Annotated in this window: 9 protein-coding genes; 6 read left to right on the top strand and 3 right to left on the bottom strand. The window is 74.3% G+C overall.

The features are described from left to right. Positions 1-12 precede the first annotated feature (12 nt). The 3 genes from ADEH_RS04245 to ADEH_RS04235 form a co-directional block, all read right to left on the bottom strand. Positions 13-2,253: an immune inhibitor A domain-containing protein gene (locus tag ADEH_RS04245; protein ID WP_011419887.1), complete on the bottom strand. Its 2,241-nt coding sequence runs from the start codon at positions 2,251-2,253 to the stop codon at positions 13-15. A gap of 257 nt (positions 2,254-2,510) precedes the next feature. Continuing rightward, positions 2,511-3,014 carry a thiol peroxidase gene (gene tpx, locus ADEH_RS04240; RefSeq protein ID WP_041453313.1) on the bottom strand — a complete coding sequence of 168 codons (504 nt, stop codon included), beginning with the start codon at positions 3,012-3,014 and terminating at the stop codon, positions 2,511-2,513. Between the two features lie 190 nt (positions 3,015-3,204). Beyond that, entirely contained in the window at positions 3,205-5,319 is a 2,115-nt protein-coding gene (locus tag ADEH_RS04235; protein ID WP_041453312.1) for an ATP-binding domain-containing protein, read from the bottom strand. Between the two features lie 308 nt (positions 5,320-5,627). Between ADEH_RS04235 and fdhD the strand changes: the two genes are divergently transcribed. The 6 genes from fdhD (at position 5,628) to ADEH_RS04200 (ending at position 14,414) form a co-directional block, all read left to right on the top strand. Continuing rightward, positions 5,628-6,494 carry a formate dehydrogenase accessory sulfurtransferase FdhD gene (fdhD, locus tag ADEH_RS04230; RefSeq protein ID WP_011419884.1) on the top strand — a complete coding sequence of 289 codons (867 nt, stop codon included), beginning with the start codon at positions 5,628-5,630 and terminating at the stop codon, positions 6,492-6,494. Positions 6,495-6,563: 69 nt separating this feature from the next. After that, positions 6,564-9,854, top strand: a complete 3,291-nt coding sequence (gene fdh / locus ADEH_RS04220) for a formate dehydrogenase (RefSeq protein ID WP_081436896.1) — start codon at positions 6,564-6,566, stop codon at positions 9,852-9,854. A 20-nt stretch (positions 9,855-9,874) separates the two neighbouring features. Beyond that, positions 9,875-10,807, top strand: coding sequence for a 4Fe-4S dicluster domain-containing protein (locus ADEH_RS04215; protein WP_011419881.1), 933 nt, complete (start codon positions 9,875-9,877; stop codon positions 10,805-10,807). Continuing rightward, positions 10,807-12,006 carry an NrfD/PsrC family molybdoenzyme membrane anchor subunit gene (nrfD, locus tag ADEH_RS04210; protein WP_011419880.1) on the top strand — a complete coding sequence of 400 codons (1,200 nt, stop codon included), beginning with the start codon at positions 10,807-10,809 and terminating at the stop codon, positions 12,004-12,006. Before ADEH_RS04215 ends, nrfD begins: the two co-directional genes overlap by 1 nt. Further along, positions 11,990-13,003, top strand: coding sequence for a GTP 3',8-cyclase MoaA (gene moaA, locus ADEH_RS04205; RefSeq protein ID WP_011419879.1), 1,014 nt, complete (start codon positions 11,990-11,992; stop codon positions 13,001-13,003). The genes nrfD and moaA overlap by 17 nt, the downstream gene beginning before the upstream one ends. A 49-nt stretch (positions 13,004-13,052) precedes the next feature. After that, positions 13,053-14,414: an OFA family MFS transporter gene (locus tag ADEH_RS04200; RefSeq protein WP_011419878.1), complete on the top strand. Its 1,362-nt coding sequence runs from the start codon at positions 13,053-13,055 to the stop codon at positions 14,412-14,414. The last annotated feature ends 70 nt before the right edge of the window (positions 14,415-14,484 follow it).

Genomic DNA, 14,484 nt, shown 5'->3' with positions numbered 1-14,484 from the left:
CCCCCGCCGCGCTCACCTCGCCGGCCGCACCTCGAGCTGCATGAAGCCGCCCAGCGTCCCGGTGATGCCGAGGATCCGGAGCTGCGTCCCGGTGTTCGGGTTCATCACGCTGCCCTGCGGGTTGGTCGGGTCGTAGTACTGGATGCGATCGTCGAACACCGGCGCGCCCGGCAGGCTCGGGATCGGCGACAGCACGCCGTTCCGGTGGAGGTTGGGGATCGCGTCGGTGGGCTCGACCGAGAACGTCGAGTCGTAGGTCTGGATGCGGTTGCTCCAGCGGCCGCCGTCCACCCGGTACAGCGTCGCGTAGTGGGCGTCGATGGGCAGGAGCAGCCCCTTCCCCGGGTGCAGGCGGGTCTGGTTGTTCCGCTGCGAGGTGTCCCAGTAGTTGACGAGCAGCCCGTCCTGGTACGGGAAGTGATCGACGTAGTCCTGCAGCCCGGGGTCGTTCGTGTAGCCGAAGTAGTACGGTCCGGTCCGCAGCGTGGCGTCGTAGCCGCGGTACTGCCGGTACTCCGCGACGTAGTAGTGGTTGTACCGGGTGGTCTCGGTGCCGGTCGAGACGCGGAAGCCGTCGAGCGTCCAGCCTGCCGCGGCCTCGGCGCCGTCGAGCGGCTGGCCGGTGATGGCGAGCTCGTCGAGCATGAGCCCGAAGCCGCCGGTGTTCGCGTCCGTCCAGTACCGGAAGCCGATCACCACGTCGCCCGCGGGGAGGTCGGCGGTGAGGTCCACCCAGGCGCCGCCGCTGCTGCCGGTGATGCCGGCGCCGAAGTTCTGGCCGTTCGGGTTCGTGGAGGTGGAGCGGTTGGTCTGGAGCGGGGCCCAGGTCGCGCCGCCGTCGGTGGACGCCACGAGGTACGCGTAGTCCCAGTCGAGCTCGATGTCGTAGCGGACCTTCGCGGACAGCGTGGCGCCGGCGGGCAACGTCATGGCGCGGTACATCCACTGGTCGAGGCCGTCGCCCGCGCCGCTGTAGTAGAAGCTCGAGCCGGCGTACGGCGTGCCGATGACCGTGACGACCTCCTTCTTCGGCAGGATCACGAACAGCCCCTGCGCCTGCTTCGTGGTCGCCTCCATCGGACCGAGCCGGTGGACGGAGCGCGTGCCGGCGCGCGCCACCTGGTAGTCGAGCCAGCCGAGCTGGAACTTCTCCCAGGCGCCCATGTGGCTGGACTTCGACCCGATGTCCACGGTGCCGTCGCCGAGCCAGCTCCCCGACGACATCAGCGTCCAGAAGCCGGTGCCGTTGTCGCCGCCGGAGGTGTCGTAGAGGTCGGGCAGCCCGAGGTCGTGGCCGAACTCGTGCGCGAACACGCCGACCTGCCCGTTCTCCGGCTGGATGGTGTACTTGCCGATCCAGTAGCTGCTCTCGCCGATGCGGATGCCGCCGTACGGGTTGAACGCCGGGCCGGTGACGCCCACGTCCTGGTAGAACGCGTACCAGCTGTGGCTCCAGATGGCGGCGTCGCCGAGGACCCCGCCGCCCGCCTCGTTGCCCTCGCCCGCGTGGACGAACTGGACCGTGTCCACGTAGCCGTCCGGCTCGTCGAAGTTCCCGTCGCCGTCGTAGTCGTAGCGGTCGCGGAGGTCGTACGAGGCGAGGTACGCGTCGAGCTCCGCCGGCGTCCTCCCGGCGGCGAGCTGGGCGGCGTACCAGCCGTTCACCGCGTCCTTCAGGAAGTACCAGACCGCGTTGCCGCCGAGCGGGCTCTCCAGGTCGTCGTCGTACGTCGCGGCGTCGCCCGGGACCGGGATCCACTCGGTCACGTCGCCGTGCACCGTGTACCGGTTCGAGGACTGCTCGACGTAGAAGTTGCGGAGCGAGTTCGCGCCCGCGGCGTCGTCGAACAGCAGGTCGAGGTAGTGCTGCCGGTCGAAGTCCGGCGACCAGCTGGTCGTGTTGTCCACGGCGCGATCCGGCTCGGGGATCTGGTTGTGCAGGAGGTCGGCGAACTCGCCCAGCACGGTCCAGACCGCGTCCTCGCCCTCGCGCTGCAGCTCGACGTACTGCCCGCGCGCGACCTGCACGGTCCGGCCCGGCGCCTTGCCCGCGAGCCTCGCCTCGAGCGCGGCCGCCCGGAGCTCGCGCTGCCGCTCGCCGGCCGGGAACGGACGGTCGTCCTGGCGCAGGAGCTCGCCCGCGCCCGGCACCGCGGCGGGCTCCTCGTCGATCCAGGACGACGCGCTCGCGCGCGGCCCGCCCAGGGACAGCATCAGGAACGCACACGCTCCCAACCGCAGGATGCGATTCATGCCCCGCTCCTTCTCTCACCGTGGGTGATCTCCCGCGCGCGGCCGCGAGCGGGCCATGCCTCCCCCGAGACCTGGAGGTCGAACGGTCACATCCCGCGCAGGAGGCCCACAACGGACCTGGCGTGGTGACCGGTCCGGGCGCAGCAGGCTGCCGCACGCCGCCGGGGGGACCTCGCCCACGCCCGGAGACGACGAAACCCCGCCCACCCGCTGGAGCGCGGGCGAGCGGGGCGAGGAGAACCCCCTGATCCGTCGGGCTACTGCTTCGCCGCGGCGAGCGCGGCGTCGTAGTCGGGCTCCTGCCCGATCTCCGGGACGAGCTGCCGGTAGACGACCTTGTCGGCCTCGTCGAGCACCACCACCGCGCGCGCGGTGAGGCCGGCCAGCGGGCCGTCCTGGAGCAGCACGCCGTAGTCCTTCGCCATGTGCTTCCCGCGGATCAGCGAGAGCGGGACCACGTTCTGCAGCCCCTCGGTGGTGCAGAAGCGCTTCTGCGCGAACGGCAGGTCGGCGGAGACGACCAGCACCACGGTGTTCGCGAGCTTGCCCGCGTTCTCGTTGAACTTGCGCGTGGAGGTCGCGCACACCGCGGTGTCGAGGCTGGGGACGATGTTCAGGATCTTCCGCTTGCCCTTCCACTCGGCCAGCGTGACGTCCTTCAGGTCGCCGGTGGTGAGCGTGAAGTCCGGCGCCTTGGCGCCGACGGCGGGGAGCTCGCCGTTCGTGTGGATGGGGTTGCCCTTCAGCGTGACCTGGGCCATGTCGGTCTCCTGGTGGTGGCGGACGCGCCGCGCCCGCGTGGACGGTTCACTGTCGGTCATGAGCGCCGGGGCCTCGGCCCGCCGCGCCAGCCGGATTCGGATGCTCGGTGCCCCGAATCTAGTCCGGCTGCTGAACGGTCGCTTACCCGTTCGACGCCCGCAGCCCCTTCCGGGACCGGGGCGCGGACGGTCAGCCGCGCGGCAGGCCGCGCAGCAGCGGGGACGGCGTCCCGGGCGCGGCGATCCAGAGCTGGTGGGCGGCCCGGGTCACCGCCACGTGGAGCCGGCGGCGCGCCTCGTCGGTCTCGGGGTAGGCGCGGGCGGTGGCGTCCGGCACGACCACGTAGTCGAACTCGAGCCCCTTCACCCCGTCCACGTCGGTGATGTCCACCCCTGGACGGAACGTGAACGCGCCGTCGAGCGCGAGCCGCGCCTCCGGCATGTCGGCCAGCAGCCGGTGCAGGCTCCGCGCGACCTCGGGCCCGCTGCACACCACCGCCGCCGACGCGCCCGGCTCCCGCTCCACCAGGTCGCGCAGCGCGCCCGCCAGGAACAGGTGGGCGTGCGCCTCGGTGGGGAAGTCGAAGCGCGACACCGGCGCGCCGCGCCGGCCGGCGCGCGGCCGCTCCGGCGGGGCGATCGGCCCGAGGACGGCGTGGGCCACCTCGGCGATCGGCTCCGGGCAGCGGTAGGTCGTCGCCAGGCGCACCGTGGCGGCCGCCGGCGCGCCCAGCGCCGCGAGCGCCTGCGGCCAGCCGGCGTAGGACGCGAAGGTCTGCTGGCTCTCGTCGCCCGCGAGCGTGACGCTGGTGCCGGCGAGGTGCCGCCCTAGCACGTGCAGCTCGAACAGCGTCACGTCCTCCGCCTCGTCCACCACCAGGTGCGCCGCCTTGCGCGCCGGCGCGCCCGCCCGGAGCGCCGCGAGGAACAGCAGGATGGGCAGGTCCTCGACGTCGAGGGTGCCGGCGGCGGCCTCGGGCGTGTCCTCGTCCACCGCCTTGCCGTCCAGCGTCTGGAGCCGCTCCGGGTCCACGCCCGCCAGCAGGTCCTCGGTGGACGAGGAGAGCTGCAGCCGCGTGTGGCGGAGCGTCTCGTCGATCGCCGTCGCCGGCAGCGTCCCCGCGGCCGCCTTCACCACCGCCTCCAGGAACCCGCGATCGACGAACAGGTCGCCGAGCTCGCGGCGCAGCCGCGCCAGCGCCGGCCGCTCGCGGGCGAGGTGCGGCCGCCGGCGCAGCAGCTCGTACAGCGCCGGGTGGCGCTTCAGGCGCGCCACCAGCGGCGGCGTCTCCGGGAACAGCCGCGGCGGCGGGGCGCCGAACACGCTCTGGAACGCGCCGCGCGACCAGGACTCGAGCGTGCGGACCGGCGCCTTCTCCAGGCCGAGCGGCGCGAGCAGGCGCGCCGCGAGCCGGGCCAGCCCGAGCTCCGGCACCACCACCTGCAGCCGCGAGGCCGGGAAGCGCCGCGGGTCCTCGAACGCGATGCGGGCGAGGCGGTGCAGCGCCACGGTGGTCTTGCCGCTGCCGGCCGAGCCGAGCACGAGCAGGGGCCGGTCCGCCGGCGCCGCCACCGCCTCGTACTGGTCCGGATCGAGCAGCGCGGTGATGTCCGCCGGGCCGGCCCGGCCCGCCGCCCCGGCGCCGGTGCCGAGCGCGCCGGCGCGCGCCGCCGACCCCGCCCCGCCGCCGAGCGCCGCCGCCTCGGCCGCCAGCGCGCGCCAGCGGCCGCCCTCGCGCACCAGCGTGAGCGGGCCGGCCGCGATCCGCGTCAGCACCCCGCGCTCCACCACCACCACCCGCCGCGCCTCGACCGTGCCGGTGGCGACCCGGCCCGGGAACGCCTCCTCGAACTCCTCGCCCTCTCGGTAGCGGTAGAAGATCCCGGCCACCGGCGCGAAGCGCCAGTCCACCACGCGCACGCCGGCGGGCCGGTCCACGAACGTGTGGCGGCCGAGGAAGTAGTCGCGCCGCTCGCCGCCCTCGTGCACGCGCAGGTGCGCGAAGTACGGCGCCGCCGGGTCGGGGAGCTGGTCCGGGCGGACGCGCTCCATCACCGCGCGCAGCAGGCCCATCTCCTGGAAGACCGTGGGCAGGTCCTTGGGCGTCGCCTCCAGCGCCTCGTCGCGCAGGTCGCGCAGGCGCCCGACCAGGTCGCCCTCGGCGCGCGCCGGCGCGAGCCGGGCCGCGAGCGCCCGCTGCACCGTCGCGAGGAGCGCCTCCTCCTCCGCCACGATGGCGCGCGCCGCCGCGGGGAGCGTCTCGCCCTCGAGATCGGGCGCCGGGCTGGCAGGGATCGCGCGCAAGCGGTCTAGCTTAAGCGGGCTCTCCGACGGGCGCACGATGCCGGCCGGCGCGCACGGCTTGCGCCGGCGCGCGGCGACGCCTGCGCTGCGGAGCAGCACGGCTCACCGAGCGGTCAGGAGGACGGATGTGACGGACCCGAAACGTCCCGTCCGGACCGCTGCGTCCGCCGGACGGCTCGATTAGCTTCGCCCGCGAGCTGCCGGGTCACGGCGGCAGCTCCCGGGGCGCGCGACCGGACCGCCCGGCGCGCGCCCCACCTCTCTTCTTTTCCCGCCCCCGTGGGCGGCCGCTCCGTTACCTTCCCGCCATGGAAACCTCCCTCAAGCGCGCCGCCGCGCCGGCGGGCGCCGTGGCGGAGCGGACGGTGCTGCGGAACGGCGGCGCGGTGCGCGACGCCCTCGCGGTCGAGGAGCCCCTCGAGATCCGGGTGGACGGCGAGCGGCTCGCGACCACCATGCGGACGCCGGGCGCGGACGGCGACCTGGCGCTCGGCTTCCTGTTCGCCGAGGGCATCATCGCGGGCGTCGAGGACGTGGGCACGGTCATCCACTGCGGCCGGCCGGGCGAGGAGGGCTACGGCAACGTGATGGACGTGCGGTCGGCCGCCGGGATGCGGATCGACCCCGAGCGCGTCCTCGAGGGCCGCCGCTTCATCCCGGTGAGCGCCGCCTGCGGCGTGTGCGGCCGGCTGTCCATCGACCACCTCATGGAGCGGCTCCGCCCGCTGCCGGCGGGCGAGCCGGTGCCGACGGCGCTGGTGGCGGCGGGCATGGAGACGCTGGCGCGCAGCCAGCCGGTGTTCGAGCGCACCGGCGGCCTGCACGCAGCGGTGCTGGTGGGGCGCGACGGGGCGCCCGTCGCGTCCGCCGAGGACGTGGGGCGGCACAACGCGGTGGACAAGGTGGTCGGCGCCGCGCTGCGGGCCGGGCGCGTCGGCCCGCGCGCCGCGGCCGCGAGCGCGCCGGCGCTGCTCGCGGTGAGCGGGCGCGCCGGCTTCGAGATCGTGCAGAAGGCGGCGGCGGCCGGCGTGCCGGTGGTGGCGAGCGTGTCGGCGCCGTCGAGCCTGGCGGTGGACCTGGCCCGCGCGGCCGGCGTGACGCTCTGCGGCTTCGTGCGCGGCGAGCGCATGAACGTCTACGCGAACGGCGAGCGCCTCGGGCTGACCGGGCCCTGAGCCGCGGCGGCGCGGGTCGGTTGCCGCCACACCGGGCGAGACGGAGCTTCAGCGCAGGAGATCCCTGCGATGCCGAAGCTCCCCGTCCTCTCGGACTGGCCCGTGCTCCGCCAGCTCCGCCACCGCGATCCGTCGGGCCTGGGCTCGACCGCCGCGTCCCCGCGCACCCGCTCGCTCGCGCCCCGCACCGCGTCGGCGGACCGCGTGGCGCGGTCGATCTGCCCCTACTGCGCGGTCGGCTGCGGGCAGCTCGTCTACGTGAAGGACGAGAAGATCATCGACATCGAGGGCGATCCCGACTCCCCCGTCTCGCAGGGCTGCCTCTGCCCGAAGGGCGCGGCCACGTTCCAGCTCGTGACCGGCGCGCACCGGCTTGAGCAGGTGCTCTACCGCCGGCCCGGCGGCACGTCCTGGGAGACCCTGCCGCTCGAGCAGGCGATGGAGATGGTCGCGCAGCGGGTGAAGAAGGCGCGCGACGAGACCTGGCAGGAGCGGGTCGAGGAGGAGGGCGCCGAGCACCACGGCGATCAGGTGCGGCGCACGCTCGGCATCGCGCACCTCGGCGGCGCCACGCTCGACAACGAGGAGAACTACCTCCTCAAGAAGCTCTTCACCGCCCTCGGCGTGGTGCAGGTGGAGAACCAGGCGCGGATCTGACACAGCTCCACGGTCCCCGGTCTGGGGATCTCGTTCGGCCGCGGCGGCGCCACCACCTTCCCCGGCGACCTGCAGAACTCCGACTGGATCGTCGTGCAGGGCTCGAACATGGCCGAGTGCCACCCGGTGGCGTTCCGCTGGGTGATGGAGGCGAAGAACCGGGGCGCCACGATCATCCACGTGGATCCCCGCTTCACCCGGACCAGCGCGGTGTCCGACCTGCACGTGCCCATCCGCCCGGGCAGCGACATCGCGTTCCTGGGCGGGATCATCCACCACGTGCTCGAGCATGACCTGTGGTTCGAGGAGTACGTGCGCGCGTACACCAACGCGAGCACCGTCATCGACGAGGGCTTCCGCGACACCGAGGAGCTGGAGGGCTTCTTCAGCGGCTTCGACGCGCAGTCGAACAGCTACTCGTGGGAGACCTGGAAGTACCAGGGCGTGGACGGCATCGTCCCGGCGGCGGGGCACAAGCTCGTGTACGGCGAGGAGGGCGCCGGCCGCGGCGACCTGCGCGGCACCAAGATGCTGGAGCGCGAGACCGACCCGACGCTCCAGCACCCGCGCTGCGTGTTCCAGCTGCTGAAGAAGCACTTCGCCCGCTACACGCCGGAGATGGTCGAGGAGACCTGCGGGATCCCGCGGGCGCTGTTCCTGAAGGTGGCCGAGACGCTGGGCCGGAACTCCGGGCGCGAGCGCACCGGCGCGTTCTGCTACGCGGTCGGCTGGACGCAGCACACCGTGGGCGTGCAGTACATCCGCACCGCGGCCATCCTGCAGCTGCTGCTCGGCAACATCGGCCGGCCCGGCGGCGGGATCATGGCGCTGCGCGGCCACGCGTCGATCCAGGGCTCCACCGACATCCCGACGCTGTTCGACATCCTGCCCGGCTACCTGCCCATGCCGCACGCGTCGCTGCCGAACCGCGGCCTGGACCAGTACGTGAACAACAACGCCTCGGCCACGCACTGGTGGAGCGAGTTCCGCAAGTACGTGGTCTCGCTCTGCAAGGCCTGGTTCGGCACCGCCGCCACCCCGGAGAACGACTTCCTGTTCGACCTGCTGCCGCGCCTGACCGGGAACCACTCGCACATGGTGACCGTGTCCGAGATGGCCGACGGGAAGCTGAAGGGCTACTTCGTGATGGGCGAGAACCCCACCGTCGGCTCGATGCACGGCGCGCTGCACCGCAAGGGCCTGCGCGAGCTCGACTGGCTGGTGGTGCGCGACTTCACGCTCACCGAGACCGCGGAGTTCTGGCGCACCGCCCCGGAGATCGCCCGCGGCGAGGTCCGGACGGAGGAGATCCGCACCGAGGTGTTCTTCTTCCCGGCCGCCACGCACACCGAGAAGGACGGCTCCTTCACCAACACGCAGCGCATGCTGCAGTGGCACCACCGGGCGGTCGAGCCACGCGGCGACTGCCGCAGCGAGCTGCACTTCACCTACCACCTCGGCAAGCGCCTGAAGGCGCTCTACGCCGGGTCCACCGACCCGAAGGATCGCGCGATCCAGGCGCTGACCTGGGACTACCCCACCCGCGGCCCGCAGGAGGACCCCGACGCCGAGGCGGTGCTGCGCGAGGTGAACGGGTTCACCGTGGCGGACGGCATGCCGGTGCCCGGCTTCGCCGAGCTGAAGGACGACGGCTCCACCGCCTGCGGCTGCTGGATCTACTCCGGCTGCTTCCGGGACGGGGTGAACCAGACCGCGCGCCGCCGGCCCGAGCGCGAGCAGCACTGGGTGGCGCCGGACTGGGGCTGGGCCTGGCCCGCCAACCGCCGCATCCTCTACAACCGCACCTCGGCCGATCCCGAGGGCCGGCCGTGGTCGGAGCGGAAGCGCTACGTCTGGTGGGACGAGGAGAAGCGGCAGTGGACCGGCTACGACGTGCCGGACTTCGTGAAGGACCGACCGCCCTCCTACCGCCCGCCGCCCGGGGCCCGCGGCACCGCGGCCATCGCCGGCGACGACGCGTTCATCATGCAGGCCGACGGGAAGGGCTGGCTGTTCGCGCCGTCCGGCCTCCTCGACGGCCCGTTCCCGACGCACTACGAGCCGGAGGAGTCGGTCCTCGAGAACCCGCTCTACCCGCAGCAGTGCAACCCGGCGCGGATGGAGTGGCACCGGCGGGACAACCCGTACCACGCCGCCTGGGGCGACCCGCGCTTCCCGTTCGTGCTCACCACCTACCGGCTCACCGAGCACCACACCGCGGGCGGGATGAGCCGCTGGCTCTCGTGGCTGTCCGAGCTGCAGCCCGAGATGTTCTGCGAGGTCTCCCGCGAGCTGGCCGCAGCGCGCGGGCTCCGCAACGGCGGCTGGGCCACCATCACCACCGCCCGCGGCGAGATCGAGTGCCGGGTCCTGGTCACCGACCGCATGCGCCCGCTCCGGGTGAAGGGCGGCCGGACCGTCCACACCATCGGCCTGCCCTACCACTGGAGCTTCGTGGGCCGGGTCACCGGCGATCCGGCGAACGAGCTCATCGGCTTCGTGGCGGATCCCAACGTCAGCATCCAGGAGTCGAAGGCGTTCACCGGCGACATCCGCGCCGGCCGCCACGCGCGCGGCCGCCGCTCCGTCACCGACGGCGTCGCGCTGCGCGAGCCCGAGCCGCGGATCCACGCGCCGCGCGACCTGCCCGGCCTGCACACGAACAAGCGCAGTCCACCGGTCGAGCCGCCCGAGCCCCGCTGATCGCCGCAAGGAGGCGTCCCGTGCAGGAGATGGGGTTCTTCACCGACACGACGCTCTGCATCGGCTGCAAGGCCTGCGAGGTCGCGTGCAAGCAGTGGAACCAGCTCCCCGACGACGGGTTCTCGCTCACCGGGATGAGCTACGACAACACCGGCACGCTGGGCGCGTCCACCTGGCGCCACGTGGCGTTCGTCGAGCGGACGGAGCCGCTGCCGGGCCAGGGCAGCCCGCGCGACGGGATCGAGGCCGGCGCGGGCGCGTTCGCGGAGCTCCGGCCGCTCGGCCAGCCCGCCCCGACGTCGCTGCTCCACGACGTCGCGCCCACCCACCTCGCCGACGTGCCGGCCGCGCTCGGGCCCTCGCAGCAGGCGCTCGGGAAGTTCTCCTGGCTGATGATGAGCGACGTCTGCAAGCACTGCGAGCGCGCCGGGTGCCTGGAGGCGTGCCCCACCGGCGCGATCCTGCGGACCGAGTTCGGCTCGGTCTACATCCAGCCGGACGTGTGCAACGGCTGCGGCTACTGCGTGTCGGCCTGCCCGTTCGGCGTGGTGGACCGGCGCGAGGACGACGGGCGCGCCTGGAAGTGCACGCTCTGCTACGACCGGCTCGAGGGCGGCATGGTGCCGGCCTGCGCCAAGGCGTGCCCGACCGCGTCGATCCAGTTCGGCGCGCTCGAGGACCTGCGCGAGCGCGCCCGCGGCCGGGTCGAGCAGCTCCGCGCCCGCGGCGTCGCCGGCGCGCGCCTGTACGGCGAGAGCGCGGCGAGCCAGCCCGGCACCGAGGGGCTGCACGCGTTCTTCCTGCTGTGCGACCGGCCCGAGGTGTACGGGCTGCCGCCGGACCCCGTGGTGCCGACCGCGAAGATCGTGGCGAGCTGGCGCGCCATGGCGACGGGGGTCCTGTCGCTGGCGGCGCTGGCGCTCGGGGCGGTGCTCTCGGCGAGGAGGGCGTGATGCGCGAGATCCGCACGGATCCCACCCGCGAGTCGGCGCGCCCGCGAGACGGGCGCAACGTGGACCCTCGGCTGGGCGAGCTCCTGGGCGAGGGCTCCGCGCAGCGCGTGCGCGCGATGGACGGGGCCGCGGCCGGCCGGGGCCGGCCGGCGGAGCGCGCCTGGGACGAGCCGCCCGCCGACGCGCTCGCGGCGCCGGAGGGGCCGAGCTACTACGGCCAGCCGGTGCTGAAGGAGCCGGTGTGGCGCTGGGAGATCCCGGCGTACTTCTTCGTGGGCGGGCTGGCCGGGGCGTCGGCGGTGCTGGGCGCCGCCGCGTCGATCGCCGGTGGCGAGGGCACGGCGACGCTGGTGCGCCGCTGCCGCCTGGTCGCGGCGGGCGGCGCCGCCGCGAGCGCGGTGCTGCTCGTCCGCGACCTCGGCCGTCCGGCGCGCTTCCTCAACATGCTGCGCGTGTTCCGGCCCACCTCGCCCATGAACATGGGGACCTGGGTGCTGACGGGCTTCGGCGCGCTCTCCGGCGCGGCCGCCCTCCCCGCGCTCGTCGCGGGGCCGCGCGCGCTCGAGCGCTCCGCGGGCGTGGCCGCCGCGGGCGCGGCGGTGCTCGGGCTGCCGCTCGTGGGCTACACCGGCGTGCTCCTCGCCAACACCGCGGTGCCGGTCTGGCAGGCCACCCGCAACACGCTGCCGGTGCTGTTCGCGTTCTCGGGGGCGGTGAGCGCGGGCGGCCTGTTCGACCTGTGGCGCACCCCGGGGCCGGGCGGGGAGATGGCGCACCGGTTCGGCCTGGTGGCGAAGGGCGCCGAGCTGGCCCTCTCTCGCGCGCTGCACCGCGAGGCCGGGGCGGTGCCGCGGGTCGAGCGGGCGCTCCGGCGCGGCCGGGGCGGGTTCCTGCTGCGCACCGCCCGCGGCCTGCTGCTCGCCTCGGCGGTCGTGGACCTCCTGCCGGAGCGGGCGTGGCGGCGACGACACGCTGCGTCGGGCGCGCTGGCCCTGCTTGGCACGCTGGCGCTGAGGTTCGGGGTGGTGGCCGCGGGACGGACCTCCGCCCGGGACCCGCACGCGACCTTCGAGATGCAGCGCGCCGGGCGCGGGGCGGCGGAGCTGGCTAGGAAGGAAGGGGCCCGCACCCGCATGCCGTCCCCTCCCGGCATCGATCCGACGGGCAAGGAGACCGCCGAGCATGGAGCAGCTCCGTGAAACCGCGCCCGCGGCGCCGCGCAAGGGGCCGGCCCTGGCCGACGCCCAGGGGCGTCTCATCCGCTACCTGCGCGTGTCGCTCACCGACCGGTGCAACTTCCGTTGCACCTACTGCTCCCCCGCCGAGCACGAGGCGCCCGACGCGCTCCTGCAGCGCCCCGAGATCGCGCGGCTGGTGCGCGTCTTCGCGGGGCTGGGCGTCCGGCGCGTCCGCCTCACCGGCGGCGAGCCCACGCTCCGCAAGGACCTGGTGGAGATCGTCGCGGACGCCGCCGGCACCGCGGGCATCGAGGAGGTCGCGCTGACCACGAACGGCCACCGCCTCGAGGAGCTGGTGGCGCCGCTCCGCGCGGCCGGGCTGGGCGCGGTGAACGTGTCGCTCGACACGCTGGTGCCGGAGCGGCTCGGCGGCGTGTCCGGCAAGGGCGCGCGGCTGGACCGGATCCTGGCCGGCATCGACGCCGCGGCCGGCCGCTTCCGGTCGCTGAAGCTCAACACCGTGGTGATGCGCGGCGTGAACGAGGACGAGCTGGGCGCGCTGGTGCGGTACGCCTGGGACCGCGGCGCGCTCCCGCGGTTCATCGAGCAGATGCCGTTCGGCGGCGGCGTGCCGGTGCCGCTCGCCGAGGTCCGCGCCGGGCTGGAGGCGCAGGGGTTCGCGCTCGAGCCGGACGGGTGGAAGGGGTGGGGGCCGGCGCGGCACATGCGCGCGCGCGACGCCGCCGGGCGCACCGGGCTCGTCGGCTTCATCGGCGCCATGACCGAGAACTTCTGCGAGGACTGCAACCGCGCCCGGGTGGCGGCGGACGGCGGGTTCCAGGCTTGCCTGGGCGGCCAGGACCGCGTCAACCTGCGGGACATGATCCGCGGCGGCGCCGAGGACGAGGCGCTGGCGGAGGCGGTGCGCGGGGCGCTCTGGCGCAAGGCGCCCCGCCACCACATGGAGGACGCCGGGGCGGGGCTGGTGCTCCTGCCCATGCGCGGCCTGGGCGGCTGATGGGGGCCGGCGGCGCGGGGGTGCCGCCGGCCGAGGGAGGGGGAAGGACATGACGTCGAACCGCTGGTTCATCGCGGTGGCCGGCACGATCACCATGGCGTGCCTCGGCACCGTGTACTCGTGGAGCCTGTTCACCCAGCCGCTCATCGCGGCGTTCGGCTGGTCCAGCACCACCACCACCTGGGCGTTCGCGCTCTCGATCTTCTTCCTGGGCGTGGGCGCGATCCTGGGCGGCCGCTGGCAGGACCGCTCCGGCCCGCGGCCGGTGGCGGTCACGGGCATCGTGCTGTGGGGCCTCGGGAACGTGCTCGCCGGGCTGGGGACGGCGCGCTTCGGGGCGCCCTGGATCTACGCCACGTACGGCGTGATCGGCGGCCTGGGCCTGGGCCTCGGCTACGTGACGCCGGTCGCGGCGGTGACGAAGTGGTTCCCGGACAAGCGCGGCCTCGGCACCGGCATGGTGGTGATGGGCTTCGGCCTGGGCGCGTTCATCTACAACAACCTGCTGAAGAACGTCCCCGCGTTCGCCGAGGCCTCGCGCGAGGCCGGCCGGGTGATCGCGGCGCGGCACGGCGGCGACGCCGCCGCGGCCATGTCGCCGGGCGCGGTCTCGGCGGTGATGCAGACCTTCCTCTGGTCGGGGGTGGTGTTCGCCGTCGTCGGCGGCGTCTGCGCGCTCGCCATGCGCAACCCGGCCGCGGCGGTGGCCGCGCCGGCCCCCGGGACCGCGCCGTCGGCGGCGCCCGTCGCCGCGCCCGCCGCGCGCGTCGCGCGCGACTACCCGCCCTCCGAGGCGCTGCGCACGCCGCAGTTCTGGGCGCTCTGGGCGATGCTGTTCCTGAACGTGACCGCCGGCATCCTGTTCATCTCGAACGCGGTGCCCATCATGCGCGAGCTCACCGGCGCCTCGCCGGAGAGCGCGCTGGCGGTCTACGGGTTCATCGCGCTGTTCAACGGCCTGGGCCGCTTCTTCTGGGGCGCGATCTCGGATCGCATCGGCCGCAACCTCGCCTACCTGCTCATCTACGGCTCGCAGGTGGTCATCTTCTTCGCGGTGGGCGGCGTCCACTCGCTGCCCCTGGTCGCGCTCCTGTTCGCGATCGTCCTGCTCGACTACGGCGGCGGCTTCGGCACCATGCCCTCGTTCACCGCCGACTACTTCGGCACGAAGTACATGGGCGTGAACTACGGGTGGATCCTGCTGGCCTGGGGCGTGGGCGGCATCGTCGGCCCCATCTTCGTGGCGCGGGTGAAGGACCTCACCGGCTCGTTCTCCGGCGCGCTGCCGGTGATCGCGGTGATGCTGCTGGTGGCGGCCATCCTGCCGATCGTCACGCGGCGCCCCGGGGCGGCGCGCGACGAGGGCAGCCGCTGGCGACACCTCATGCCCCCGCGGCGCGTGCACGCCTGACCCTTCGACCGGAGGCGCTCCCCCTGAGCGTGGCGCGGCCCCGGCCGCGCGGAGTCGAGGGAGGGAGCGC

Origin of the sequence: Anaeromyxobacter dehalogenans 2CP-C (assembly GCF_000013385.1) — a bacterium.
Taxonomy (GTDB): domain Bacteria; phylum Myxococcota; class Myxococcia; order Myxococcales; family Anaeromyxobacteraceae; genus Anaeromyxobacter; species Anaeromyxobacter dehalogenans_B.
Note: the sequence above shows the minus strand (reverse complement) of the source record. Positions and strands in the feature narration are given on the sequence as shown.